Source organism: Luteibacter sp. TLI7-4A (assembly GCF_056754745.1).
In genome coordinates, this window is record NZ_JBPGWO010000001.1 from 3,888,328 (window position 1) to 3,911,929 (window position 23,602).

A 23,602-nucleotide genomic window follows, 5' to 3' on the forward strand; every position below is an offset into this window, starting at 1 on the left:
ATGAAACGAGCGCCACGGATCGCCATCGTCATCGCGATCGTCGCCGCCGCCCTCTCGGGACGGCAATGGATGCATCAGCGGACGGAGGAACCGGCCGCGACGACGACGGCGCCTGCCGCGACGCGTCCCGCGCCGCCGCGGGTGTGGAAGCTCGGCTCGCTGGAACTGAAGCCATGCGAACTGCCGCAGCCGCATTCGGGCTTGTCGACGGCGGCGTGGTGCGCGCCTTTCCAGGTGCCGGAGGATCGTGCGAATCCCGGCGGCCGCAAGATCGACCTGCGCCTGGCGATCGTCCGCAGCAGCGCGCAGGTGCCGGCCCCCGACATGGTCGCCTTCATCGCAGGCGGCCCCGGCCAGTCCGCCGCCGAGAGTTATCCGGCGATCGCCCCGGCGATGGCGCCGCTGCTGGCGCATCGCAACCTGCTCCTGCTCGACCAGCGCGGTACCGGCGGATCGCATCCGTTGAGCTGCCGCGAAGACGAGCCGGGCGTACCCGGTGGCGCGGAGGAAACGCACGGCTTCGACGCCGAGGCCGTGCGCAAGGAAACCCGCCACTGTCTGGAGCAGCTCTCGAAGGACGCCGACGTGCGCTTCTATACGACCACGGATGCCGTGGCGGATCTGGAAGACGTGCGGCGCGCGCTGGGTTCGCCGAAGTTCGACCTGCTGGGCGTGTCGTACGGCACACGCGTGGCCCAGCAATACGCGATGCGGCACCCGGACGGCCTGCGCACGTTGATCCTCGATGGGATCGCACCCAATTCGCTCGTGCTGGGCGAGGACTTCGCGGTCAACCTCGACGCGGCGTTGAAGGCGCAGTTCGCCCGTTGCGAAGCCGACGAGGCCTGCCGCGCGCGTTTCAGCGACCCGTACCAGACCCTCTACCAGCTGCGTGACGCCCTGCGCGCCAACCCGCACAAGGTGAGTTTCCGCGATCCGCAGAACTATGCGTCCGTGCAGCGCGTGCTCAGCGAGGTCTCGCTGGCCACCGTCGTGCGCATGTTCGCCTACTCCCCGGAAACAGCGGCCTTGTTGCCGTTGTCGATCGACGCCGCCGCGCGCGGCGATGTGGGGCCGCTGCTGGGCCAGGCGAAACTGCTTACCGGCGATCTCGGCGACACCATGGACGGTGGCATGCAGTACTCCGTGATTTGCTCCGAGGATGCCGACCTTCTGCAACCGCGACCGCAGGACAAGGACACCATCCTCGGCGACACGATGATCGAGGCGTTTCGCGCGGCGTGTTCGGTCTGGCCGCACGGCGCCCGTCCAGCGGATTTCCACGAGCCGCTGAGGAGCGACGTGCCCACTCTGTTGATGTCCGGCGAGTTCGATCCCGTGACGCCACCGCGTTATGGCGACGAGGTGGTGAAGGGGCTGCCGAACGGTCGCCACGTCGTGCTGAAGGGGCAGGGCCACAACGTGGTCGCGCGGGGTTGCATGCCCCGCCTGCTCGACCGCTTCATCGACAAGGCGGATGCGAAGGGCCTCGACACGTCGTGCCTGGATCGCCTCAAGCCCTTGCCCGTCTTCGTCGGATTCAACGGAGCCACCCCATGATCGAGGTCAAGGACCTGCACAAGGCGTTCGGCGATGTGCGCGCCGTGAACGGCGTGAGCTTCACCGCGCGCGATGGCGAGATCACCGGCCTGCTCGGCCCCAACGGCGCGGGAAAGACCACCACCCTGCGCATGCTCTACACCTTGATGACGCCGGATGCGGGCCAGGTACTGGTCGACGGCGTGGACGCCGCGGTCGATCCGCTTGCCGTCCGCCGCCAGCTCGGCGTGCTGCCAGACGCACGCGGACTCTACAAGCGCCTGACCGCGACGGAGAACATCGATTACTTCGGCCGCCTGCATGGCATGGAGCCCGGATTGCTACGCCAGCGTCGCGAGGCCCTGATCGATGCGCTGGAGATGCGTGACATCGCCACGCGGCGCACCGAGGGCTTCTCGCAAGGACAACGGGTCAAGACCGCCATCGCCCGCGCCCTGGTGCACGATCCGCGCAACGTACTGCTCGACGAACCGACCAACGGCCTCGACGTGATGGCGACGCGTGCGATGCGCCGTTTCATGCGGCAACTGAAAGACGAGGGGCGCTGCGTGCTTTTCTCCAGCCACATCATGCAGGAGGTGGCCGCCTTGTGCGACCGCATCGTCGTGATCGCCCATGGGCGTGTCGTCGCCGATGAGGCCCCCTCCGCCCTGCTTGCGCAAACCGGCGAAACCAGCCTCGAGGATGCCTTCGTGAAGATCATCGGTACCGACGAGGGGCTCGCCGCATGAGCGCCTTCACCGCTGTTTACTGGAAGGAAGTGCGGGAAAACCTCCGCGACCGCCGCACGCTCGTCAACGCCTTGATCACCGGTCCCTTGCTGGGACCGGTGATGTTCATCATGTTGATGAACGTGATGGTCAACCGCGAACTGGCCAAGTCCGACCGGCCGATATCCGTCCCGGTGATCGGCGCGGATGTCGCGCCGAACCTCGTCGCCGCGTTGAAGGGCGCGGGCATCGATGCGGCCCCGGCCATGCCCGACCCGGAGAACGCGGTGCGCGAACAGCGCGCCGACATCGTGCTGCGCATCTCGCCGGAATATGCCCAGGCCTGGAGCAAGGGCCAGGCCGTGCAGGTGGAGTTGATCTACGATTCCTCGCGGCGCGACGCGTCCACGCCGGTGATGCGCGTGCGCAGCGTGGTCGAGTCATACGGAAAACGCGAAGGTGCGATGCGGTTGATCTCGCGCGGCCTGTCACCGACCACGGCGTGGCCGGTGCAGGTGGCCGACAGGGACCAAGCCACGTCGCAATCGCGCTCGGCGTTGATGTTTTCCTTCCTGCCGTATTTCTTCGTGCTCACGGTCTTCCTTGGGGGCATGTACCTGGCCATCGACCTCACCGCCGGCGAGCGCGAACGTCAGTCGCTGGAACCGTTGTTCGTGAATCCCGTGGCGCGCTGGAAAATCCTGGCGGGAAAGCTCGCGGCGATCTGCACTTTCTCGCTGGTGAGCCTCCTGCTCAGCGTGGCGGCGTTCGCCACCGCGCCCTTGTTCATCCCGGTGGAGAAGCTGGGCATCGCGCTGGACCTCGGGCTGCGCTTCGGTTCGCAGGTGGTGTTGCTGATGCTGCCCTTGATCGTGCTGCTGGCCGCGTTGCAGTCGCTCGTGTCGGCGTTCGCCAAGAGCTACCGCGAGGCGCAGACCTACCTGTCGATCCTGATGATCATCCCGGTGTTGCCGAGCGCCTTGCTTTCGGTGATCCCCGTGCGTGCGGAGCCGTGGATGTATGCGGTGCCGTTGCTCGGGCAGAACCTCGGCATCGTGCAATTGTTGCGCGGGGACGGCGTGCCCGGGTGGCAACTCGGCCTGTGCCTGGCGGGCGGTTTCGCCGCGGCCGTGGTGGCGGTGTGGGGCACGGCCCTGCTGTACCGGTCGGAGCGCCTGGCGATTTCCGGCTAAGGGCATCGCCGCTGAAGCGGCGACAGCCCATCAACCTCACCGCCACCGCACATCCACCCCCACCAGGAACGTCCGCCCCGGCGCCGGCTCGTAATACCGCCCGTTCCCATCGTTGACGATCACCGAGCCGATCACATGCCGATCGGCCAGGTTGTCCACTCGTGCAAAGGTGTTCACACGCCACGGCCCCTGGTCGAACACATACCCGCCGGACACGCCGAACAGCGCATACCCCGGCGCCGATTCCGTCCCCCGGTCGTTCACCGACGTCGCGCCCATGGCATTCATGTCCATCCCCGCCTGCCAGCCGTGTTCGCCGCCGTACTTCAGCGCCGCGTAACCCGTCGAACGCGGGACCCCCGGAATACGCGTCCCGGCCTGCACCGGTGTATCCGGCGCGGGGCAACCCGCCGAGACACAGGTAAGGAAGGGCGTGCGGAAGGTCGCCTGCAAGTGCGTGTACGACGCGATGAACCGAAGGTTCCGCGCGAGCCCGGCACTGAACGAAGCCTCGACACCCTGTCGCCGCGACCGCGCGATGTTCTGGTAGGTGGTGCGGCCACCGAGGTTGGTCGCCACCGCCAGTTCGTCGTCGCTGTCCGCGCGGAACACGGCCAGCCCCGCCTCGATGCCATCGGCCGGGCGCAGCTTCAGGCCCAGCTCCGCGTTGTGCGAGCGCGAGGGCTTGAGGTCGAAGGCCAACCCGGCGCCGCGATCGGCGCGGTAGCCGAGTTCCGAAAACGTGGGCGTCTCGAAGCCGCGGCCCCAGTTCGCGTATGCATGCATCCAGGGCGCCGCGCGCCAGAGCACGCCGAACACGGGCGTGGTCGCGCTGTACTTCACCGTGCCGCTGTCGTCGGGGTTGCCGGTTGCGATGTAGCGATCGGTGGAACGAAAGCGCACCTCGCTGTGCCGGACGCCACCCATCAAGCTCCAGTCGTCGGCCACGCGCCAGGTCGCCTGGGCATACTGGTCGAAGTCGAAGACACGGTCGATCTCGTCGCGGCGTTTGTCCCCACGGACGCCGAGCGTGCCACCGACGAAGTTGTTGTAACCCTGGCGATGCTGCTCCTGGTTGTCGTACGCCACGCCCACGGCCAGTTCGAACGGACGCCCTGCCAACCTGTCGAGCCAGGTCCAGCGCACGTCGCCTCCACCGTATTCATTGTCGAGATCCACGACGCCGCCGGAGTTTCCCGGTTGGGAGATTTGCGTCGCGACCGGAATCGACAGGTATTGCGTAACGCCGCGCTGGCCGTAGTAGCCCATGACACGCAGGCTATTGGCTTCGTCGATGCGCTGGTCGTAGATCAGCCCCGCCTGCTGCTGGTCGACCGACTTGCGGGTGTCGAACGTGTTCGCCACGGCGGCGACCTGGCGCGGGTCGGCCCGGTACTGCGCGCGCGTGAGTCCCAGTGGGTCCTGGGCATCGGGAACATCCAGCGTGTTTACCACGAGGGTCAGCCTGGCGTCGTCGCCGATCTTCCAGCCGACCTTGGCATTGCCCGACTCGCGCCGCGCGGCGCTATGGTCGCGATAGCCGCTGGTGCGGAAGTGGGTGAAATCGACGTTGTAGTCGACCGGCCCCTCCACGCCACGCGCGTTCACCGAACTGCGGAAGGTGCCGTTGCTGCCGCCGGCGATACCGAAACGCAGTTCCGGTGGCTCGGTGCCATCGGCGGTGAAAAGTTGCACCACGCCACCCGACGCATTCCCGTAGAGGGCGGAGAAAGGGCCACGCAATACCTCGACCCGATCCGCCGAGTCGAGGTTGAAATGCGACACCTGGCCCTGGCCGTCCGGCATGCTCGCCGGAATGCCGTCGGTGTAGAGCCGTACACCGCGGATGCCGAAGGTGGAACGCGCGCCGAAACCGCGGATCGATACCTGGGCGTCCTGCGCATAGTTCTGCCGGTCGCGGGCGACGATGCCCGGGATCGCCTGCACGCGCTCGGACAGGTTCACGTCGAGCGAACCATCCGGCGGTGTCGCGACCACGTCGATGGCGGCGGGGATGTCGTAGGGCGACTGTGCCGTCCGGGTGGCGGTGACCACGACGGGCGCGAGCTGCGCGTCCTGAGCGGCCACGCCGGAGGCCAGCGCGATGAGGATGCCGCCCGCCAACGGGCGCAGGTGGGGAGGTCGCATGTGGGGTTCCCTGGGGTGGGGCGGACAGGATGCCGAAGGGATTGTATGCATAAGCTCAAGCCCCGGGTCGCGTTGCCTGGGCGGTCGCCGCTGAAGCGCCCCCACACACGTGCTAGCCTTCCCGCCCACGTCCCCTACCTTCCGGTGTCGCCATGAAGAAGCTCGTTTTCGCCTGCGTTGGACTGCTCGGTCTCGCGTTCGCGCACACCACCCTCGCCGTCGATACGGACCAGCCGGCCCGGGCGACGCCGCCGGCCAGTGCCGGCCAGCTCACCGCCGCCGAACTGGACAAGGCCATCGCCGGCAGCTGGCGCTCTCCGGAGAACAAGGCGCGCGATGTGTACCGTCACCCGCGCGAGATGCTGACCTTTTTCGGCATTCGTCCGGACATGACCGTCATCGAGATCTGGCCTTCGGGTGGCTGGTTCACCGAGATCCTCGCTCCGTTCCTCCACGACAACGGCCATTACATCGGTGCGGTCGAGAAGGGCTCGAAGAGCACGGCGGCCTTGCAGAAGAAGTTCTCCTTCGCGCCGGCCCAGTACGGCAACGCGAAGATCGTGGAGTTCAACCACAAGGCGCCCGTGCTCGGCGCACCGGGTTCGGCCGACATGGTGCTGACCTTCCGTAACGTGCATAACTGGGCTGCCGACGGCAGCGCCGAGGCCATGTTCAAGTCCTTCTTCGCCGTGCTCAAGCCCGGCGGCGTGCTCGGCGTGGAAGATCATCGGGCGGATGCGGGGAAGAAACTCGACGAAGTGGTGAACTCCGGTTACCTGCCCACCGATTACGTGATCAAGCTGGCGACCGACGCGGGCTTCAAGCTCGACGCGCAGAGCGAGATCAACGCGAACCCGAAGGACGACCACAACCATCCCAAGGGCGTGTGGACGTTGCCGCCGACGCTGGACATGGGCGAGACGGACAAGGCCAAGTGGCAGGCCATCGGCGAATCCGATCGCATGACCCTGCGCTTCGTGAAGCCCGCCACCGCCAAGTAAGGTGCTGGTCGCGTTGAACAAGCCCTTCGGGGTCCTTTGCCAGTTCACCGACGAAGCCGGCCGGCGCACGCTGGCCGACTTCGTGCCGCAGAAGGGCGTGTACGCCGCCGGGCGACTGGACCACGACAGCGAAGGGCTGTTGCTGCTCACGGACGATGGAAAGTTGCAGCACCGGCTGGCCGACCCGAAGCACAAGCAGCCGAAGACCTATGTGGTGCAGGTGGAAGGCGTGCCGACGGAGGATGCGCTCGAACGGCTGCGGCGTGGCGTGGTACTCAAGGATGGGCCGACGTTGCCGGCGGCGGTCGAAGCCATCGACGAGCCGGATTGGCTATGGGCGCGCGATCCTCCGGTGCGCTTTCGCAAGACGGTGCCTGATGCGTGGCTGCGCGTGGTGCTGCGGGAAGGACGCAATCGCCAGGTGCGAAGGATGACGGCGGCGGTGGGGTTACCCACGTTGCGGCTGGTACGCGAGGCGGTGGGGGATTACCGGCTGGATGGGTTGGGGGTCGGGCAGGTGCGGGTGATCGATTCGCGGGTGGTTCGCTGACGTAGGGATCGCCGCTGAAGCGGCTCCCACAAAGAGCGTCGCCGATGGGTGGTGGCATTCCCACAAGAGCATCGCCGACCCTGTCGGCGATGCTCTTGTGGGAGCCGCTTCAGCGGCGATCCCGCGGCAGCGGGCAAGACACCGCGCCCTCTCAGCGCCCCATCACCACTCCGCCACGGACCCATCCGGATGCCGCCACAGCGGATTCCGCCAGTCGGCGACTTCCCGGCTGCGCTCGATCAGCAGTGCCTCGTTCACCTCGATGCCCAGGCCAGGCCCGCTGAACGGCAACGCATAGCCACCATCGTCCAGCGCGAGCGCATCCTTGTTGAGGACGTAATCGAGGACTTCGCCGCCCTTGTTGTAATGGATGCCGATGCTCTGTTCCTGCAACGTGGCATTCCAGCTGACGAAGTCCACGTGCAGGCATGAGGCGAGCGCGATCGGTCCCAACGGGCAATGCGGCGCCAGGGCCACGTCGTACGCTTCGGCCATCGCGGCGATCTTCACGCATTCGGTGATGCCGCCGGCGTGGGAGAGATCGGGTTGCAGGATCGAGATGCCGCCGCGCTCCAGCACGCTCTTGAATTCGAAACGCGAGTACATGCGTTCGCCCGCGGCGATGGGAATCGAGGTGTGCGCCGCGATGCGCGGGTAGTACTCGGCCTGTTCGGCGAGTACCGGTTCCTCGATGAACAGGGGGCGGAACGGTTCCAGCTCCTTCACCAGGACCTTGGCCATCGGCGCGGACACCCGGCCGTGGAAGTCCAGGCCGAACTCGATCGTGTTGCCGAAGGCCTCGCGGATCTCGGCCACGCGCGCCACGGCCGCGTCCACCGCCTTGCTCGAACCGATGATGCCCATTTCCTCGCAGCCGTTCATCTTGAACGTGTCGAAGCCGTGGGCCATGCGCTCGCGGATCTGCGCGATGACGTCGGCGGGACGGTCGCCGCCCACCCAGCAATAGGTCTTCATGCGATCGCGTACGCGGCCGCCGAGCAGCTCGTATACCGGCGCGTTCAACACCTTGCCCTTGATGTCCCACAGGGCCTGGTCGATGCCGGCGATGGCGCTCATGAAGACGGCGCCGCCCCGGTAGAAACCGCCGCGGTACATCGCCTGCCAGAGGTCGTTGATGCGGGCCGGGTCCTTGCCGATGACGTACTCGGAAAGTTCGTGCACCGCCGCCTCGACGGTGCGCGCACGGCCTTCCACCACGGGCTCGCCCCAACCGACGACGCCTTCGTCGGTTTCCATCTTGAGGAACATCCAGCGGGGCGGGACGCGATACGTGGTGATCTTGGTGATCTTCATGCTCAGACCGAACGATAGGCTTTGACGAAGGCGTTCGCGCGCTCGCGCGTCCGCGACACGGGTTGCCCCGCTTTATACAGGTCGCCGCCCAATCCCGCACCGATGCAGCCCGCGTCGAGGAACTGGCCGATGTTCTCCGGCGTGACACCGCCGACGGCCAGCAACGGCAGGTCCGGTGGCAGCACGGCGCGGATGGCTTTCACGTAGCCCGGGCCCCATTGCGCGGCGGGAAACAACTTCAGCGACTGCGCGCCCGCGGCGATGGCCGTGAAGGCCTCGCTCGGTGTGCTGAAGCCGATGGAGGTGTACATCCCGCGTTCGCGGCCGCGGCGGATCACCGCGGGGTCGGTATTGGGCGTCACCAGCAGGTGGCCACCCAGGTCGGCCACCGCGTCGACCGCTTCCGGCGTCAGCACCGTGCCCGCGCCGACCAGTGCCCGGGTGCCGGCGACTTCCAGCGCCATGGGGATGCTGCGTTGCCAGTCGGGCGAGTTGAGGGGCACCTCGATGGCGTCGAATCCCGCTTCGAGCAGGGCCTCGACGTGGCCGACGATGTCGTCCGGCGTGATGCCGCGAAGGATGGCGATGAGGGGAAGCGCAGTCGGCCAGGCCATGGGTTCACTCGTGATAGAGCTGGGAACGGCCGCCGTCGACGCGAATGTCGGCGGCGTTGATGTAGCGCGCTTCGTCGGAAGCGAGGAACAACGCAGTATAGGCAATCTCCGCCGGCTCGCCGATGCGCTTGTTAGGCAGGATCTCGGTCTGCCGGCGGCGTTCCGCCTCGGGATCGGCAGCGGCGGCGAAGCCGGCCTCGGCGATGGCGGTCAGCACGAGACCCGGGGAAATCGAGTTCACGCGAATGCCGTGGGCGGCGTACTCGATGCCCAGCGCCTTGGTCAGCCCGATCAATCCATGCTTGGCCACGGGATAGGGGAAGCAATGCGGGACGATCTTGTGCCCGTGCACCGAGGCGATGTTGACGATGCTGCCGCGACCGAGTCCGAGCATGCCCGGCAGCACGGCTTTCGCGCAGTTCCAGGCGCCCTTGAGGTCGACCTCGAAGCAGCGCGTCCATTCGTCGTCGCTCAGCGAAAGCGGATCGTTGAACACGTTGATGCCGGCGTTGTTGACCAGGACGTCGGGTGCGCCGAAGCGCTCCGTCGCGGCATCGACCATGCGCCGTACCGCCGTGGGATCGGTCACGTCGGCTTCGAACAGCATGGCGTCGTCGGTGTCGAGGCCGGCCAGCGTGGCACGCGCCTGCGCGTTGTCCCGGATCACGTTGAGCACGATCTTCGCGCCATGGGCGGCGAACAGCTCCGCCGTGGCGGCGCCGATGCCCTGCGTGGCGCCGGTGACGATGGCCACCTTGCCTGCGAGGCGCGGCAAGGGCGTGGTGCGCGGATCGGCCTTCGTCGTGCCGGTCATGCGCCCGATCCGTGACCGTAACGTGCCTCGGGCAGGCCGCGTCCGCGCGGCGGCGTGCCGATGAAGATCGCGCCGTTGGAGGGTTCGTCGGCGATCACGGCGTCCTTCAGGCCCTTGTGCGCCGAGGTGATCACCATGCGATCGAGCGCGGCGCCGGCGAACGTGACGCAGCTCGGCTGGCGCGCCGGCAGGTCGATGACCGCGTCCACGCGGCCATCGGGGGCGTAGCGCAGCACGCGCGATCCACCCCACTGCGCGTTCCAGAGGAAGCCCTCGGCGTCGATGGTCGAGCCGTCCGGTTCGATACCCTCTTCCAGTTGGGCGAAGACACGGATGCGGTCGATCTCGCCGGTCGCGGCGTCGTAGTCGCAGGCCATGATCTGTGCGGTGGGCGAGTCGGTGAAGTACATCGTCTCGCCATCCGGGCTGAAGCAGATGCTGTTGGTGATGGCCGCCTTCGGCAGGGCCAGCCGGTCGAGCTTGCCGTCGTGCGTGTAGCGCCAGAACGATGCCACCTTCTCCGGGCCCCGTTCGTTGAGGGTGCCGAAGATGAAGTTGCCGCCACGGTCGCAGCGGCCGTCGTTGGTGCGCGTGCCGGGCAGGTCGGGCTCGATGTCCTCGAGCACGTGCAAGCCGCCGTCGCGGGTGTCGTAGCGGGCGAGTTGCTTCTCCAGCGCGAGCAGGAGCACGCCGGGCTGGTGGGTGAGGGCGAAGCAGCACAGGCGCGCCGGAAGCTTCCAGTCCTTCACGACGCCCGTGGCCGGGTCGTACGAGAACAGCTGTGAAGTGGCGATGTCGGTCCAGCGGACCAGGCCGGCCATGTCGTCCCAGATCACACCCTCGGCATGGGCCTGGCGGTGGGAGGAAAGCGGTTTGAAGGTGTCGGTCATCAGCGGGATTGCCTGCGGTTCTTGAGCTGGTCCACGAGCACGGCGATCAGCAGGATCGCACCGCGGACCAGGTACTGGTAGAAGGCGTCGATGTTCATGAGGCTCATCGCATTCTGCACGGTGCCCATGATGAGGACGCCAACGAGCACGCCGCTGATGCTCGCACGGCCGCCCATCAAGGAGACGCCGCCCAATACGCAGGCCGAGATGACGTTGAGCTCGAAACCTTCGCCCGCGTTGGGCTGGCCGCTGGTCATGCGCGAGGCGAGGATGATCCCGGCCAGAGCGGCGACCAGGCCCTGGATGAGGAAGATGGCGATGCGCACGCGATCGACCGCCACGCCGGCGAGGCGCGCGGCGTCCGGATTGCCGCCGATCGCCAGGGTATTGCGGCCGTAGATGGTCTTGTTGAGCAGCACGCCGAAGACGACGAAGCAGGCCAGGGTGACCCATACCGGCACCGGCAGGCTGAGGAATTCGGCGCTGCCCAGGGTGAAGAAGGCCTCGCTGGTGACGCCCACGGCCTGGCCGTGCGAGGCGATGAAGGCCAGGCCACGCACGATCTCCATCGTCGCCAGCGTGGTGATCAGCGCGTTGATCTTGAGCTTGGCGATGACCGCGCCATTGACGAAGCCGACCAGGGCGCCCGCGACCAGGCTGGCGCCGATACCGACCACCACGCTGCCCGTGGCGTTGGAAACGATCGCGCAGAACACGCCCGCGAACGCCACGGTCGAGCCCACCGAGAGGTCGAAATCGCGCGAAGCCAGGCAGAACATCATCGTGCAGGCGACCATGCCGATCTGCGACACGGAAAGGGCCAGGCCGACCACGTTGTCCCACGAAAAGAAGTACTGCACGGTCATGCTCAGCACGGCGAACAGCACGATGAAGATGCCGATCAGGCTGTAATCGTCGACGACCTGCCAGAGCAGGGCGCGGCGATGGGCCTCGGGCGTCTCGCGGGTCGCGGCGATGGCGGCGGCGTTGGGCTCGGTCATGGGTCAGGCGTTCCTTATCGGGGTGGATCCCGCGCTTTCAGGCAGGGCGGCGGCGAGGACGTTCTGCTCGTTCGCCGAGGCGCGGTCGAACTGGGCGGTGATGCGGCCACGGCACATGGTGACGACACGGTCGGAGACGCCGAGTACCTCGGGCAGCTCGCTGGAGATCATCACCACGGCCACGCCGCGCGCGGCCAGTTCATAGAGCACGTTGTAGATCTCGTTCTTCGCGCCGACGTCGATGCCGCGGGTGGGCTCGTCGACGATCAGCACGCGCAGGTCTTTCTCGGCCAGCCAGCGCGAGAGCACCGCTTTCTGCTGGTTGCCGCCGGACAGCAGGCGGATTTCCTGCCGGCGGTGCGGCGTGCGGATGCGCAGTCGTTCGATGTAGCTGTCGGCGGTCCTGGCCTCGTTGCGGTCGTTCACGAAAAGGCCGGCGGTGAGGTGGTTGCGTCGCGCGCTGATGTTGATGTTTTCCGACACCGAGCGCACGCCGATGATGCCGTCTTCCTTGCGATCCTCGGGGCAGAACACGAGGCCGTGCCGGATGGCGTCGCGGATGTGCGAGCCCTTGATGCTCTGCCCGTCCACGCGTACCTCGCCGGCGGTACGCCGGTCGGCACCGTAGACCACGCGCATGATCTCGGAGCGGCCCGCGCCGACCAGGCCGAAGAAGCCGACGATTTCCCCGGCACGCACCTCGAAACTCACCGGCAGGGGCACGGCACGGCCGGTCACGTTCTTCACCGAGAGGCGCACGTCACCGTGTTCGCGCGGCTGGTAGCCGAAGATGTCGCTGATCTCGCGGCCGACCATGCGCTGCACGAGCGCGTCGCGGGTGACGCCCTCCAGCGTGTCGAAATCGGTGACCTTGCGGCCGTCACGGAAGATCGTCGCCGCATCGCAGAGTTCGAAGATCTCGTCGAGGCGGTGCGAGATGTAGATCATCGCCTTGCCCTGCGCGCGCAGGTCGCGCACGAGGCGGAAGAGTACGTCGGTCTCGCGATGCGACAACGAGCTGGTGGGCTCGTCCAACGCGAGGATCTTCGCGTCGCGCAGGATCGCCTTGACGATCTCCACCATCTGCCGTTGACCGATGGAAAGCTGTTTCAGCTTCGCGCGGGGATCGAGGTCCACGCCGAGTGCGTCCAGGCGCTCGCGAGTCCAGGCCAGCGCGCGGCGGCGGTCGACCAGGCCGAAGCGCGTGGGCAGGCGGCCGAGCAGCAGGTTCTCCATGACCGACAGTTCCGGCACGTACTGGAGTTCCTGGTGGATCACCGCCACGCCCGCGTCGATGGCATCGGCCGCCTTGCGGAAGTGCCGCACGTGTCCGTCGATCGCGACTTCGCCCTCGTCGGGGATGTATTCCCCACCGAGGATCTTCATCATGGTCGACTTGCCCGCGCCGTTCTCGCCGAGCAGGCCGTGCACGCTGCCGGCGCGCACGGCGAAGCCGACATCGTCGAGCGCGCGCACGCCGGGAAAGGTCTTCCCGATGTGGCGGAACTCGAGGCGCGGGGCGTCTGTCATCGTCAAAGCCCCATGTCCTTGCGGATCTCCGCGGCGTTGGCGCGGGTGATCAGCTGGCCGGTGGTGAGGGTGAGCTGCGGCGGCGCCTTGCCGTTCTTGATCCATTCGTACATGTTCACCGACGTCTCATAGCCGTGGCGCTTCGGGCTGATCAGCACGCTGCCGAAGAAGCCGGTCGGCTGCGCCTTGGCGAATTCGTTGAGCGCCGACTTGCTGCCGCCGATGCCCACGCCGATCATGTTGTCGGCGCGGAAGTTACGGCCTTCCGCCGCGCGCACGGCGCCGAGCACGGCTTCGTCGTTGAGGCCGAAGGCGATCCAGTGCTTGTACTTCGGGTTCTGCGTGATGGCGATGTTCGCCGCGTTGAAGGCGTTCTCGGTATCGGTCTTGGCCTGCGGCGCGTTGACCACGTTGGCCTTCGGGAAGCCGGCCGCGGTGAGCGCGGCGATGGCGCCGTCGGTGCGTTCCTTCGCCGTCGGCAACTGGTCGTAGGAGATGCGCAGGGCGCCGGTTTCCTCCGGCTTCCAGCCACGCTTCTTCATTTCCGCGGCGATCGCCTCGCCGACCTGCTCGCCGATCTTCGACGCCGAGATGCCCATGTGCGGGACGGATTCGATCGGCTTGCCGGAGCCATCGACGAGGCGGTCGTCCACCGTCATCAGCTTGAGCTTGTCGATCCTGGCCTTGGCCACGATCGAAGGACCGAGCTTCACGTCGGGCGTGCAGATGATGAAACCCTGCGCATGCTGCGACTTCAGGTTGTCGATGGCGGTGAGGACCTGGCCGCCATCCGGCGCGCCGATCTTCACCAGGGTGAAGCCTTTCTCCTTCGCCGCCTGTTCGGCGTACTTCCATTCGTCCTGGAACCAGGGTTCCTCGGGCTGCTTCACCACGAAACCGATCTTCACCGGGTCGTCGGCGGCGAAAGCGGGCGCGGCGGTCACGGCCAGCGCCAGGGCGAGGGCGCGGAGGCCCAGGGCGATCTTCGTCTTCATGCGTTCCCTCCTCGGGTGATTCGGATGGCCATGGGCCGTGTCAGTCGACCAGCCCGCGACGACGGGCGACGGCGATGGCGCCGTATCCCGCGAGGTCGCGTTGCTCGTCGTCGCCCAGCACGGTGACCGTGCCGGAGAAGAAATCGTCGCCCTCGACCAGCCGGCCGATCGCTTCGCGCAGGATCGGCTTGCCGCTGACGACGAAGCGCGTGCCCGGACTCATCCGGATCGCGCTGGAATTCTTGAGGGTGAGCAGGTCCGAGCCGAGCACCGCGCCGAGCAGGAAATTGGCGCGCGCATTGGCGTCGTACACCGCGAACTGGTCGAGGATGCGCACGCTGAAACAGGCACGGCCCAGGCCGATCTTCTTCGCGGAAGCGGCACCGGCCAGCAGCATTTCGGCATCGATGCGCTTGGCGAAGCCTTCCTTCAGCGAGCCGGCGAGGATGGTGTCGTGCGATATCACGTGCAGCAGTTCGCCCGCCAGCGTCGTGACGCAGCCGTCGATGCGGCGCTTCGCATCGATGCTGACGAACTTGGAATGGGAGCCGGGCAGGACGATGACCGTGGGCTCGTCGAGGTTCAGCCGCTCGACCAGGGCGAAGGACTCCACTTCCTCGCCGCGCATCATGTCCATCGCCTCGCAGTTGTGCAGGCCGATGTGGTCCACCGCGTTGCGTACGCCGGGCACGAACCAGATCGGCTCGTGCCAGACGTTGGCGATGAGGCTCTCGCGCATGGCGGCGGCGAGGTCGTCGATGCCGGCGGCCGCGACCACATGCGGTATTTCGCACAGGCCCATGTTGGAGGTGATCATGCCCGAGGCGATGGCGCGGCCGATGTCGGCCTTGCCGAGGTTCGCCGCCGCGAGGGCTTCGGCGATGGTTTCGCGCACGCCTTCCTCGAGTTTCGCCGTGCTGCCGGTGATGGCGGTATCGCGCACGCCTACCTGCCGGGCGGCCTGTCCGACCACGTCGCCGTCGTGCCAGACGGTGACGCGGGTGTTCGTGGTTCCGGTGTCGACGGTGAGGATGTTCATCGAGGGTCCGATCGAAAGCGCCATGGATTCTTGGCGTTGCCTGCCGAGGCAGGCAAACTAGAAATTCTTCGGGGTTTCCCCAAGTTTTTTTGAACGAGTCCGCAATGAAGCGCTCATTACCCCTCAATGCCGTGCGCGTGTTCGAGCTTGCAGCGCAGCATATGAGCTTCACCAAGGCGGGCGAGGAACTCTCGCTGACCGCCGCGGCGGTGAGTGCGCAAGTCAAGTTGCTGGAGTCGTACCTCGGTACGCCGCTCTTTGTGCGAAGCAACAATCGGCTGTCGCTCACGGCGGCGGGCGAAAATTATTTTCCGCGCATTCGTGACGCTTTTCGTGCGTTGCAGCACGCCACGGACCAGGTGATGGGGCAACGCCATGCCTCCTTGCGCGTCTCCGTGCCGCCCACCTTCGGTACGAAATGGCTGGTGCCGAGGTTGTTCCGCTTCTTCGCCAGGCATCCGGACATCGCCGTGGAAGTGGTCACCGACGGTGGCGACGAAGGGGGTTGGGACCTCGCCATCGACGATCGCGTGAGCGAAGGCGCCGGCCAGTCCATCCTCGTGGTGAGTGGCTACACGCCGGTCTGTGCTCCCGCGCTCGCCGAACAGGTGCGCGGACCGGCGGACCTGCCCGCGCAGATGCTCCTGCACGAACGTCCGGGCCGTCGTGCCGCGGCGGCGACGGGATGGGACCAGTGGTTCGAGCGCGCGGGTGTCGAACCGGGACCGGTGTCGCGAGAGATGGGTTTCAGCGACGGCACGATGATGCTCCAGGCGGCGATCGAGGGGCAGGGCGTGGCGCTGGCCCAGGAACTGCTGGTGGCCTACGACCTGACCGCGGGCCGCCTCGTGGCCCCGTTCCACCTGGCGTTGCCGCTGCATCACACCTATTACCTGGCGGTATCCCGCGACGCCGAGCCGCGCGAGGAAACCACCGTCTTCCGCGACTGGCTCTTCGCCGAGATCACGGCAGCCGGTTGACCGGAACCGGTGGGAGCGGCTCCACGGGTGGGAGCCGATAAATCGGCAAGCTGGCCGGGTCTGGCCGGGTTCTGCTGGGAGCCCACCCTGTCGGCGATCCACATTCCTCTGTGGGAGCCGCTTCAGCGGCGATGGGTGCTTGCCTCAGGCTGGCCCGCTGCCGCGGGATCGCCGCTGAAGCGGCTCCCACGATTCCCGCAGTCCCACGATTCCCGTGCTCAGCAGTCCCGCGTGGCCTTCTTGCGGCGCCACCAGATCACGCCCAGCACGACCAGTGCGGCGGCGATCGCCAGCCAGACACCGGTTTGCCCGCGACGGATCCACATCGCCAGCCACTCGTGGTTGTGTGCGCCGAAATACCCCAGGTAGACCCACAGCGGCACGCTGATGGCCGCGGCGAGACCGTCCAGCAGAAGGAAGCGGAAGAAGCCGACGCGATGGGTGGCCCCGGCGGTGATGAACACGGCGGTGCGCATGCCCGGAAGGAAGCGGGCGACGAACATCATGCGGTTGCCGTAGCGCTCGAACTTCTCCTGCACCTTCGCGTAGCGCTCGGGCGTGAGCAGGCGCGCGACCAGGCGCCAGCTCATGATCCTCCCGCCGAAGTGGCGGCCCAGCAGGAACATCGTGGAATCGCCCACGAGCACGCCGGCCATGCCCACGCCGACCATCGTATGGACGTCGCCGTAGCCAAGGCCGGTGATGATGCCGCCGGCCACGAGGGTGATGTCCTCGGGCAAGGGGATGCCTGCCCCGCAGAGCATCAGGGCGAAGAAGACGGCGAGGTATCCGTTCCTTCCGAAGAAATCGACGAGGTCGTTGAGCAGGTCCATCAGTAGCGCGCGAATCCGGCTGGGGCCGGTCCCTTGGAGGAACGAGGCCGGGATGATCCCACGGATCGCGTTACGCCCACGATGCGGCGCATCATTCGTCGTCCGCCGGAGCGGGTATGGCGCGGGCGGCGAGGAGGACGCGAAGTTCGGCCTTTTCCGTGTCGTCCAGGCCCTCTTCGCGGCTCTTGGCGATCAGGTACTCGCGGCGATCCGACACGGCCTGGTTCTGCATGTTGATCAGCGCGCCGCGGAACTCCGAGCGCTGGGCGTCCGGATCGACCAGCAGTCCCAGCTGCATGAGCTTCTGCAGCGCAGGGTATTCCGGGCGGTCCATGAAGTTCTCCACGAGCACCGCGGAATTGATGCCCGGTCGGCTCCGCGCGATATCGATCAGTTCGGCCAGCAGGTCGATACCGTTCCGGTTGTAGCGCAGGAACGGGTAGGGGACCTCCACCTCCTCGGCCAGCGCAGGCTGTGCGAGGAGCATGGTGATCGCGCTACGGACGAGGCTTCGCTGGCCACCGCCGGACGGGCGCGGGACGGCCGTTTGCCGGGGTGCGGGCTCAGCGTCCAGGACCGCCTTCGCGCCCGTGCGGCGCTCCAGCTCCTGCGCCATCAGGTCGCGGAAAGCGCCGTCGGGCAGCTTGGCGATCAGTGGACGGGCGCGTTCCGCGAGACGCGCGCGCCCGTCGATCCGGGTGACGTCGACATCGCGGGCCAGTTCCTCGAAGAAATACTCCGACATCGGCATGGATCCCTTCATGCGCTTCTCGAAGCCCTCCTTGCCTTCCTTGCGTACGAGGGTGTCCGGATCTTCGCCGTCGGGCAGGAACAGGAAATGGGCCTGGCGGCCGTCGCGCATGCGCGGCAGGATCGATTCCAGCGCGCGCCATGCCGCCTGGCGACCGGCGCGGTCGCCGTCGAAGCAGAAATAAACGTCGGGTGCCGCGCGGAAGAGCACTTCGGCGTGCTCCGGCGTGGTTGCCGTACCGAGCGTGGCGACGGCAATGGGCAGGCCGGCCTGGTGCAGCGCGATGACGTCCATGTAGCCCTCCACCACCATGATCCGGGTGAGGTGCTGGTGGGCTTGCTTCACCTGCCACAAGGCGAACAACTCGCGACCCTTGTGGAAGAGCGGTGTCTCGGGTGAGTTGAGGTATTTCGGGCTCTGGTCCGACGACAGCACGCGTCCGCCGAAGGCGATCACGCGGCCGCGCCGGTCGAGGATCGGGAACATCACCCGCTCACGGAAGCGATCGTAGCGATTGCCCCGCTCGTTGCTGGCGACCATGCCGGCTTCGTTGAGCAGCTGGCGCCGACGGTCCGAGGTGCCCAGCGCCTTCAATACGCCGTCGAAACCGGCGGGCGCCCAGCCGATGCGGAAGCGCTTGACGATCTCGTCGTCGAGGCCGCGCCGGTCGATATAGGCACGGGCCTCGGCGCTGTTGTCGAGTTCGCGCTGGTAGAAGCTGGCGGCATCGTCGAGCAGGGAGTAGAGGTCGCTGCGGTCTTCCCGCGGCTTATCGTCCCGGCCGCCCTCGTAGGGCACCTTCAAGCCCACGGACTGGGCGAGTTCCTCGATGGCGTCGGGGAATTCGAGGCGGTCGTAATCCATGATGAACTTGATCGCGCTGCCATGCGCGCCGCAGCCGAAGCAGTGGAAGAACTGCTTCTGCGGGCTCACGTAGAACGAGGGCGAGCGTTCGTTGTGGAAGGGGCAGCATGCGGTCCATTCGCGCCCGGCCTTCTTCAGCGGCACGCGCCGCTCTATCACGTCGACGATGTCGACGCGAGTCAGCAGTTCATCGATGAAATTGTCGGGAATACGGCCACGCATCAGTCCCCTAGGATGCCATGCATCCGCTTCCGTATGGAGCCTGGCGTACCTTTAGAAGGCGAGCTTGAAGACGCCGATGACGGCCAGGATCGCGATCACGAACAGGATCAGGAAGATGGCGAAGCACACCTTGGCGATGGTGGCGGCGACGCCCGAGACCCGGCTGAAGCCGAGGGCGCCGGTAACCAGGGCGATAAGGCCGAAGATGATGGCGTACTTGAGCATGGAAATCCTCCGTCAGGGCGCCGGAGGATGGCCCGCCAGCCGCGCCGCGCAGGATGCTGGCAGCACCGTGGCGAAGCCGTGAACGGTCACCGTTAGTTGAAGCGGCGATTTGGTGGGAGCCGACCCTGTCGGCGATGGGTGCCCGCAATACACTGTGGGAGCCGGCTCGGCCGGCGATCCCGCGGCAGCGGGCCAGTCTGCGGCGAGCACCCATCGCCGGCAGAGCCGGCTCCCACCAGGGTCGGTTCCCAATCGGGTCGGTTCCCGCGGAGGCTATCAGGCCAGCCTGGCCTTCACCTTGCCTGCCACGGCGGCCATGTCCGCGCGGCCGGTGGCCTTTTCCTTGATCAGCGCGACCACCTTGCCCATGTCGCGGGCGGTGGTGGCTCCGGATTCGGCGATGGCGGCGTCGATGATGGCGTCCAGTTCGGCCTCGCCCAGCTTGGCGGGCAGGTAGCCGTCGATCACGCCCATCTCGTAGCGCTCGATATCGGCCAGATCGGTGCGGCCAGCCTTGTCGTATTGCTCGATCGAATCGCGGCGCTGCTTCTGCATCTTCTCGAGCACGGCGAGCACCTGGTTGTCGTCCAGCTCGATCCGCTCGTCGACCTCGCGCTGCTTGATCTGGGCCTGGACCAGGCGGATGACGGCCAGGCGGTCCTTTTCACCGCCCTTCATGGCGGCCTTCATGTCTTCGGTGATCTTTGCCTTGAGGCTCATGTCTTTTCTCCGGGACGACGAAAAGCCGGCTTCACCTTTCGGCAAAGCCGGCTCGGGATTTCCGCCTGAGTGCGGGGGCAGCGTAAACGCGCCAACCGCGTTACCATGCCGGCCACGAGGACCGGCTGGTACATCAGTACATGCGGGTCCGGCGCGTCGTGTCGCGGGACAGACGGCGCAGGTGGCGCTTCACAGCAGCAGCGCGCTTGCGCTTACGCTCCTGGGTCGGCTTTTCGTAAAATTCGCGCTTGCGCGTTTCGGCCAGCACGCCAGCCTTCTCGCACGTACGCTTGAAGCGGCGAAGGGCAAGCTCAAACGGCTCGTTCTCGCGGACTTTAACGCTCGGCATGGAAACTCCACTTGATTAAACTGACCCGTGAATCCGGGTGAGCCGTGGATTATAACGTGATCGAGATGAAAAATTCAAAGCCCGTTTTGGGCGTGGAAACCTCCTGCGACGAGACCGGCGTGGCCCTGCTGCGCTGGGACCCCGAGAAGCCTGGCCGGGGGCTGCTTTCCCACGCGCTCTTCAGCCAGATCGCCCTGCATGCCGAATACGGCGGCGTGGTGCCTGAACTGGCCAGCCGGGACCATGTGCGCAAGCTGCTGCCCCTGGTCAGGGAGGCCTTGAAGGAGGCCGGCATGACCCCGGCGGACCTCGGTGGCGTGGCCTATACGGCGGGGCCCGGCCTGGTCGGCGCCCTGCTGGTCGGTGCCTCGGCGGCCCGGGCCATGGCCTGGGCGCTGGGTGTGCCCGCCATCGGGGTGCACCACATGGAAGGCCACCTGCTCGCGCCGCTGCTCGAGGACGATCCGCCGGCACCGCCCTTCGTCGCCTTGCTGGTTTCGGGTGGTCATTCGATGCTGGTGGAGGTCAAGGCGATCGGCGAGTACCGGATCCTCGGCGACACCCTCGACGACGCCGCGGGCGAGGCCTTCGACAAGACGGCCAAGCTCATGGGCCTGCCCTACCCGGGCGGCCCGGCGCTGGCGAAGCTGGCCGAGGAGGGCACGCCGGGACGCTTTCGTTTCTCGCGCCCGATGGTCGACCGGCCGGGTCTGGACTTCAGCTTTTCCGGCCTGAAGACCCAGGTGCTCCTGGCCTGGCAGGCGTCGGACAAGACCGATCAGACCCGTGCCGACATCGCCTGCGGTTTCGAGGAGGCGATCGTCGACACCCTGGCCATCAAGTGCCGGCGCGCGCTGGAGGCCACCGGGGCGAAGCGGCTGGTGATCGCGGGCGGCGTGGGCGCGAACAAGCGGCTGCGCGAGCAACTGGCGCAGGCCGCCGGGGCGGACGGATTCCGGGTGTATTTCCCGCGCCTGGCGTTCTGCACCGACAATGGCGCGATGATCGCCCTGGCCGGGGCGATCCGGCTGGCCGTGGGCCAGCACCAGGACGAGACGATCCAGGTGTATCCGCGCTGGAGCCTGGAGACATTGCCGCCAGCGGCCTGAGTGCTTGCGAAATCGCCCCTCCTCGCGGACCCTGTAAGGCCCTTCGCAGCACCTGACTCCATGGATATCGTCTTCATCGAAGACCTGCGCATCGACGCGGTCATCGGCATCTACGACTGGGAACGCCGCATTCGGCAGACCCTGTCGTTCGATCTCGAGATGGCCTTTGACAACCGCCGGCCGGCCGCCAGTGACGACATCGCCGACACGCTCAACTACAAGTCGATCTCCAAGCGCCTCCAGGCGTACGTGGAGGCTTCGAGCTTCGGCCTGGTCGAGACGCTCGCCGAGCGCTGCGCGGAGATCGTGCGCGAGGAGTTCGGCGTGACCTGGGTGCGCCTGAAGCTTTCCAAGCCCGGCGCGGTACGCGGGGCCCGCGCGGTCGGCGTTCGCATCGAACGCGGCACGCGTCCGGAATGATTCACCCGATGGACAAGCACTGACGTGGGGCGCGCCTACCTCAGCCTGGGCTCGAACATCGATGCGGAACACTGGCTCGGTCTTGCGGTGGCCGAGCTGCGCCGCCGCTTCGGCGCGCTGGACGTTTCGCCGGTTTACCGCAGCGCGGCGGTCGGCTTCGACGGACCTGACTTCCTCAACCTCGCCGTGGCCCTCGACAGCGACCTCGGTCCCGACGACCTCAACGACTGGCTGCACGCGCTGGAAGATCGCCACGGGCGCGTCCGTGGCGGTGAGCGCTACGCGAGCCGCACCCTCGATGTGGACATCGTGCTCTACGACGACCTCGTGCTGAGCGGGGAAGGGCATCTGGAGATCCCTCGCGGTGAGTTGCGTCACGCCTTCGTGCTGAAGCCCATGGCCGATATCGCGCCGGCGCTGCGTCACCCGGTGAACGGCCGGACGATGGCGGACCTGTGGGCGGCCTTCCCGCAGGAGAGCGAGCCGCTGGTGGTGGATGAAGCCTGCACCCGCGCCGTGGCCGCACCCAAGTAAGAAGCGTTCCCGAGGCACGAGCCTTCCGGTGGGAGCCGGCTTTCTTGTGGGAGCCGACCCTGTCGGCGATGGGTGCTTGCCTCAACCTGGCCCGCTGCCGCGGGATCGCCGACAAGGTCGGCTCCCACAAGGTATGTCCGGCATGTGGGTCCGCTTCCATGTGGGTCCGCTTCAAGGAGGACGGGTTTCGCTCTTGTGGGAGCCGACTTTGTCGGCGATGGGTGCTTGCGTCGACCTGGCCCGCTGCCGCGGGATCGCCGACAAGGTCGGCTCCCACCGAGTTTCGGTTGGCTGGTTTCCATCTTCGGCCGGTGACGCTGGCGACTGCTCGCGCAAGATGCTACAACGCGTCCACATCGGACCAAGGGGAAACAAGGAAATGGGTAAGTTCGCACGCAGTTGGGCGCTGATGAAAGCCAGCGCCAACATCCTCCGGCAGGACAAGGAATTGATGCTCTTCCCGCTGCTCGCGGGGCTGGCCTCGCTGGTGGTGATCGCCACCTTCGCATGGCCTGTCATCGCCCTGGTCTCGCACAACCAGGTGGACCTCGAAGGCCAGCGCCAGCATGTCTCGCCGATGTTCCTGCTGGTGAGCTTCCTCTTCTATTTCGTCCAGTACGCCGTGGTCATCTTCTTCAACGTGGCGCTGGCTTCGGCCGCGCTGATCCGTCTGGACGGCGGCAATCCGACCCTCGGCGACGGCATCCGCACGGCCATGGGCAAGTTGCCGAACATCCTCGGCTATGCCCTGATCGCCGCGACGGTGGGCATGATCCTTCGCGCGTTGCAGGAACGCCTCGGCTTCATCGGCCGTCTCGTGGTCGGCCTGATCGGCTTCGGTTGGACGGTGGCCACCTTCCTCGTCGTGCCCGTGCTCGCCGCGCAGGATGTCGGCCCCGTCGACGCGGTGAAGCGCAGCGCCGGCGCGTTGAAGCAGACCTGGGGCGAGAACCTGATCGGCAACGCCGGCATCGGCCTGGCCGGCGGCATCCTCACCTTCTGCCTGATCTTCGTCAGCGGCATCCTGTTCTTCGCCGCGGCCAGCACGCAGTCGGTGGCATTGATGGTGGCGGTGGGCGTGATCGCCATCGTCGGCCTGGTCGCGCTCAGCCTGTTCCAGGCGGCGATGCATGGCGTGTACTCCGCGGCGTTGTACCGCTATACCCAGGAAGGCGATCCGGGCCAGGGTTTCGACCGCGCGCTGCTCGAATCGGCGTTCCGCCAGAAGAACTGACG

Annotated in this window: 24 protein-coding genes; 10 read left to right on the forward strand and 14 right to left on the reverse strand. The window is 66.9% G+C overall.

Annotated elements, in window-relative coordinates; all coding sequences use genetic code 11:
• The 3 genes from ACR9Y6_RS17000 to ACR9Y6_RS17010 are packed head-to-tail and all read left to right on the forward strand — an operon-like array spanning position 1 to position 3,463.
• Positions 1–1,560, forward strand: coding sequence for an alpha/beta hydrolase (locus tag ACR9Y6_RS17000; protein WP_481282353.1), 1,560 nt, complete (start codon positions 1–3; stop codon positions 1,558–1,560).
• Positions 1,557–2,291, forward strand: a complete 735-nt coding sequence (locus ACR9Y6_RS17005) for an ABC transporter ATP-binding protein (RefSeq protein ID WP_481282354.1) — start codon at positions 1,557–1,559, stop codon at positions 2,289–2,291. Before ACR9Y6_RS17000 ends, ACR9Y6_RS17005 begins: the two co-directional genes overlap by 4 nt.
• Positions 2,288–3,463: an ABC transporter permease gene (locus tag ACR9Y6_RS17010; RefSeq protein WP_481282355.1), complete on the forward strand. Its 1,176-nt coding sequence runs from the start codon at positions 2,288–2,290 to the stop codon at positions 3,461–3,463. Before ACR9Y6_RS17005 ends, ACR9Y6_RS17010 begins: the two co-directional genes overlap by 4 nt.
• 36 nt (positions 3,464–3,499) lie before the next feature.
• Here ACR9Y6_RS17010 and ACR9Y6_RS17015 read toward each other — a convergent pair whose 3' ends face one another.
• Positions 3,500–5,611 (reverse strand): TonB-dependent receptor family protein, encoded by a 2,112-nt coding sequence (locus ACR9Y6_RS17015; protein WP_481282356.1) that lies wholly within the window; start codon positions 5,609–5,611, stop codon positions 3,500–3,502.
• A gap of 152 nt (positions 5,612–5,763) precedes the next feature.
• Here ACR9Y6_RS17015 and ACR9Y6_RS17020 point away from each other — a divergent pair, with 152 nt between their 5' ends.
• Both ACR9Y6_RS17020 and ACR9Y6_RS17025 read left to right on the forward strand, forming a co-directional pair.
• Positions 5,764–6,612 carry a class I SAM-dependent methyltransferase gene (locus ACR9Y6_RS17020; protein ID WP_481282357.1) on the forward strand — a complete coding sequence of 283 codons (849 nt, stop codon included), beginning with the start codon at positions 5,764–5,766 and terminating at the stop codon, positions 6,610–6,612.
• A 1-nt stretch (position 6,613) separates the two neighbouring features.
• On the forward strand, positions 6,614–7,162 hold the full coding sequence (locus tag ACR9Y6_RS17025) for an rRNA large subunit pseudouridine synthase E (protein ID WP_481282358.1): 549 nt from the start codon (positions 6,614–6,616) through the stop codon (positions 7,160–7,162).
• Between the two features lie 162 nt (positions 7,163–7,324).
• Here the strand turns inward: ACR9Y6_RS17025 and dgoD are convergent, their stop codons facing one another.
• From dgoD to ACR9Y6_RS17065, 8 genes are read right to left on the reverse strand one after another with little or no spacing between them, the layout of a single operon-like run.
• The gene (gene dgoD, locus ACR9Y6_RS17030) at positions 7,325–8,476 is read right to left on the reverse strand and encodes a galactonate dehydratase (protein ID WP_481282359.1); all 1,152 of its coding nucleotides are present in this window, start codon (positions 8,474–8,476) and stop codon (positions 7,325–7,327) included.
• A 2-nt stretch (positions 8,477–8,478) separates the two neighbouring features.
• Positions 8,479–9,105 carry a 2-dehydro-3-deoxy-6-phosphogalactonate aldolase gene (locus ACR9Y6_RS17035; RefSeq protein WP_481282751.1) on the reverse strand — a complete coding sequence of 209 codons (627 nt, stop codon included), beginning with the start codon at positions 9,103–9,105 and terminating at the stop codon, positions 8,479–8,481.
• On the reverse strand, positions 9,095–9,904 hold the full coding sequence (locus ACR9Y6_RS17040; protein WP_481282360.1) for an SDR family oxidoreductase: 810 nt from the start codon (positions 9,902–9,904) through the stop codon (positions 9,095–9,097). The genes ACR9Y6_RS17035 and ACR9Y6_RS17040 overlap by 11 nt, the downstream gene beginning before the upstream one ends.
• Positions 9,901–10,794, reverse strand: a complete 894-nt coding sequence (locus tag ACR9Y6_RS17045; protein WP_481282361.1) for an SMP-30/gluconolactonase/LRE family protein — start codon at positions 10,792–10,794, stop codon at positions 9,901–9,903. Before ACR9Y6_RS17045 ends, ACR9Y6_RS17040 begins: the two co-directional genes overlap by 4 nt.
• Entirely contained in the window at positions 10,794–11,795 is a 1,002-nt protein-coding gene (gene araH, locus ACR9Y6_RS17050) for an L-arabinose ABC transporter permease AraH (RefSeq protein ID WP_481282362.1), read from the reverse strand. Before araH ends, ACR9Y6_RS17045 begins: the two co-directional genes overlap by 1 nt.
• 3 nt (positions 11,796–11,798) lie before the next feature.
• Positions 11,799–13,325 (reverse strand): L-arabinose ABC transporter ATP-binding protein AraG, encoded by a 1,527-nt coding sequence (gene araG, locus ACR9Y6_RS17055; RefSeq protein ID WP_481282363.1) that lies wholly within the window; start codon positions 13,323–13,325, stop codon positions 11,799–11,801.
• A 2-nt stretch (positions 13,326–13,327) separates the two neighbouring features.
• Positions 13,328–14,320 (reverse strand): arabinose ABC transporter substrate-binding protein, encoded by a 993-nt coding sequence (locus ACR9Y6_RS17060; protein WP_481282364.1) that lies wholly within the window; start codon positions 14,318–14,320, stop codon positions 13,328–13,330.
• A gap of 40 nt (positions 14,321–14,360) precedes the next feature.
• A complete protein-coding gene (locus ACR9Y6_RS17065) occupies positions 14,361–15,359 on the reverse strand; it encodes a 2-dehydro-3-deoxygalactonokinase (RefSeq protein ID WP_481282365.1) in 999 nt (332 codons plus the stop codon).
• 104 nt (positions 15,360–15,463) lie between these two features.
• Between ACR9Y6_RS17065 and ACR9Y6_RS17070 the strand changes: the two genes are divergently transcribed.
• On the forward strand, positions 15,464–16,339 hold the full coding sequence (locus ACR9Y6_RS17070) for a LysR substrate-binding domain-containing protein (RefSeq protein ID WP_481282366.1): 876 nt from the start codon (positions 15,464–15,466) through the stop codon (positions 16,337–16,339).
• A gap of 218 nt (positions 16,340–16,557) precedes the next feature.
• On the opposite strand, the gene ACR9Y6_RS17075 is transcribed toward ACR9Y6_RS17070, so the two are convergent.
• The 5 genes from ACR9Y6_RS17075 to rpsU all read right to left on the reverse strand — a co-directional run bounded on the left by ACR9Y6_RS17075 (position 16,558) and on the right by rpsU (position 20,303).
• Positions 16,558–17,172, reverse strand: coding sequence for a DedA family protein (locus tag ACR9Y6_RS17075; RefSeq protein ID WP_481282367.1), 615 nt, complete (start codon positions 17,170–17,172; stop codon positions 16,558–16,560).
• Positions 17,173–17,263: 91 nt separating this feature from the next.
• Entirely contained in the window at positions 17,264–19,009 is a 1,746-nt protein-coding gene (dnaG, locus tag ACR9Y6_RS17080; RefSeq protein ID WP_481282368.1) for a DNA primase, read from the reverse strand.
• 51 nt (positions 19,010–19,060) lie between these two features.
• On the reverse strand, positions 19,061–19,234 hold the full coding sequence (locus ACR9Y6_RS17085; RefSeq protein ID WP_072322409.1) for a DUF1328 domain-containing protein: 174 nt from the start codon (positions 19,232–19,234) through the stop codon (positions 19,061–19,063).
• A gap of 276 nt (positions 19,235–19,510) precedes the next feature.
• On the reverse strand, positions 19,511–19,954 hold the full coding sequence (locus ACR9Y6_RS17090; RefSeq protein WP_481282369.1) for a GatB/YqeY domain-containing protein: 444 nt from the start codon (positions 19,952–19,954) through the stop codon (positions 19,511–19,513).
• Between the two features lie 133 nt (positions 19,955–20,087).
• Positions 20,088–20,303 (reverse strand): 30S ribosomal protein S21, encoded by a 216-nt coding sequence (gene rpsU / locus ACR9Y6_RS17095; protein WP_029213735.1) that lies wholly within the window; start codon positions 20,301–20,303, stop codon positions 20,088–20,090.
• Between the two features lie 65 nt (positions 20,304–20,368).
• Between rpsU and tsaD the strand changes: the two genes are divergently transcribed.
• From tsaD to ACR9Y6_RS17115, 4 genes are all read left to right on the forward strand, one after another.
• A complete protein-coding gene (gene tsaD / locus ACR9Y6_RS17100; protein WP_481282370.1) occupies positions 20,369–21,412 on the forward strand; it encodes a tRNA (adenosine(37)-N6)-threonylcarbamoyltransferase complex transferase subunit TsaD in 1,044 nt (347 codons plus the stop codon).
• A 60-nt stretch (positions 21,413–21,472) separates the two neighbouring features.
• Complete coding sequence (folB, locus tag ACR9Y6_RS17105; RefSeq protein ID WP_306849135.1) at positions 21,473–21,832, forward strand: dihydroneopterin aldolase; 360 nt, start codon at positions 21,473–21,475, stop codon at positions 21,830–21,832.
• A 24-nt stretch (positions 21,833–21,856) separates the two neighbouring features.
• Positions 21,857–22,366, forward strand: a complete 510-nt coding sequence (gene folK / locus ACR9Y6_RS17110; RefSeq protein ID WP_481282371.1) for a 2-amino-4-hydroxy-6-hydroxymethyldihydropteridine diphosphokinase — start codon at positions 21,857–21,859, stop codon at positions 22,364–22,366.
• Between the two features lie 379 nt (positions 22,367–22,745).
• Positions 22,746–23,600, forward strand: coding sequence for a DUF6159 family protein (locus ACR9Y6_RS17115; RefSeq protein WP_481282372.1), 855 nt, complete (start codon positions 22,746–22,748; stop codon positions 23,598–23,600).
• The last annotated feature ends 2 nt before the right edge of the window (positions 23,601–23,602 follow it).

Excerpts from the sequence above, each read along its gene's own strand:
- ACR9Y6_RS17000 (WP_481282353.1), top strand. The coding sequence starts at position 1 with ATGAAACGAGCGCCACGGATCGCCATCGTCATCGCGATCGTCGCCGCC.
- ACR9Y6_RS17005 (WP_481282354.1), top strand. The coding sequence starts at position 1,557 with ATGATCGAGGTCAAGGACCTGCACAAGGCGTTCGGCGATGTGCGCGCC.
- ACR9Y6_RS17010 (WP_481282355.1), top strand. The coding sequence starts at position 2,288 with ATGAGCGCCTTCACCGCTGTTTACTGGAAGGAAGTGCGGGAAAACCTC.
- ACR9Y6_RS17015 (WP_481282356.1), bottom strand. The coding sequence starts at position 5,611 with ATGCGACCTCCCCACCTGCGCCCGTTGGCGGGCGGCATCCTCATCGCG.
- ACR9Y6_RS17020 (WP_481282357.1), top strand. The coding sequence starts at position 5,764 with ATGAAGAAGCTCGTTTTCGCCTGCGTTGGACTGCTCGGTCTCGCGTTC.
- dgoD (WP_481282359.1), bottom strand. The coding sequence starts at position 8,476 with ATGAAGATCACCAAGATCACCACGTATCGCGTCCCGCCCCGCTGGATG.
- ACR9Y6_RS17040 (WP_481282360.1), bottom strand. The coding sequence starts at position 9,904 with ATGACCGGCACGACGAAGGCCGATCCGCGCACCACGCCCTTGCCGCGC.
- ACR9Y6_RS17045 (WP_481282361.1), bottom strand. The coding sequence starts at position 10,794 with ATGACCGACACCTTCAAACCGCTTTCCTCCCACCGCCAGGCCCATGCC.
- araH (WP_481282362.1), bottom strand. The coding sequence starts at position 11,795 with ATGACCGAGCCCAACGCCGCCGCCATCGCCGCGACCCGCGAGACGCCC.
- araG (WP_481282363.1), bottom strand. The coding sequence starts at position 13,325 with ATGACAGACGCCCCGCGCCTCGAGTTCCGCCACATCGGGAAGACCTTT.
- ACR9Y6_RS17060 (WP_481282364.1), bottom strand. The coding sequence starts at position 14,320 with ATGAAGACGAAGATCGCCCTGGGCCTCCGCGCCCTCGCCCTGGCGCTG.
- ACR9Y6_RS17065 (WP_481282365.1), bottom strand. The coding sequence starts at position 15,359 with ATGAACATCCTCACCGTCGACACCGGAACCACGAACACCCGCGTCACC.
- ACR9Y6_RS17070 (WP_481282366.1), top strand. The coding sequence starts at position 15,464 with ATGAAGCGCTCATTACCCCTCAATGCCGTGCGCGTGTTCGAGCTTGCA.
- ACR9Y6_RS17075 (WP_481282367.1), bottom strand. The coding sequence starts at position 17,172 with ATGGACCTGCTCAACGACCTCGTCGATTTCTTCGGAAGGAACGGATAC.
- dnaG (WP_481282368.1), bottom strand. The coding sequence starts at position 19,009 with ATGCGTGGCCGTATTCCCGACAATTTCATCGATGAACTGCTGACTCGC.
- ACR9Y6_RS17085 (WP_072322409.1), bottom strand. The coding sequence starts at position 19,234 with ATGCTCAAGTACGCCATCATCTTCGGCCTTATCGCCCTGGTTACCGGC.
- ACR9Y6_RS17090 (WP_481282369.1), bottom strand. The coding sequence starts at position 19,954 with ATGAGCCTCAAGGCAAAGATCACCGAAGACATGAAGGCCGCCATGAAG.
- rpsU (WP_029213735.1), bottom strand. The coding sequence starts at position 20,303 with ATGCCGAGCGTTAAAGTCCGCGAGAACGAGCCGTTTGAGCTTGCCCTT.
- tsaD (WP_481282370.1), top strand. The coding sequence starts at position 20,369 with ATGAAAAATTCAAAGCCCGTTTTGGGCGTGGAAACCTCCTGCGACGAG.
- folB (WP_306849135.1), top strand. The coding sequence starts at position 21,473 with ATGGATATCGTCTTCATCGAAGACCTGCGCATCGACGCGGTCATCGGC.
- ACR9Y6_RS17115 (WP_481282372.1), top strand. The coding sequence starts at position 22,746 with ATGGGTAAGTTCGCACGCAGTTGGGCGCTGATGAAAGCCAGCGCCAAC.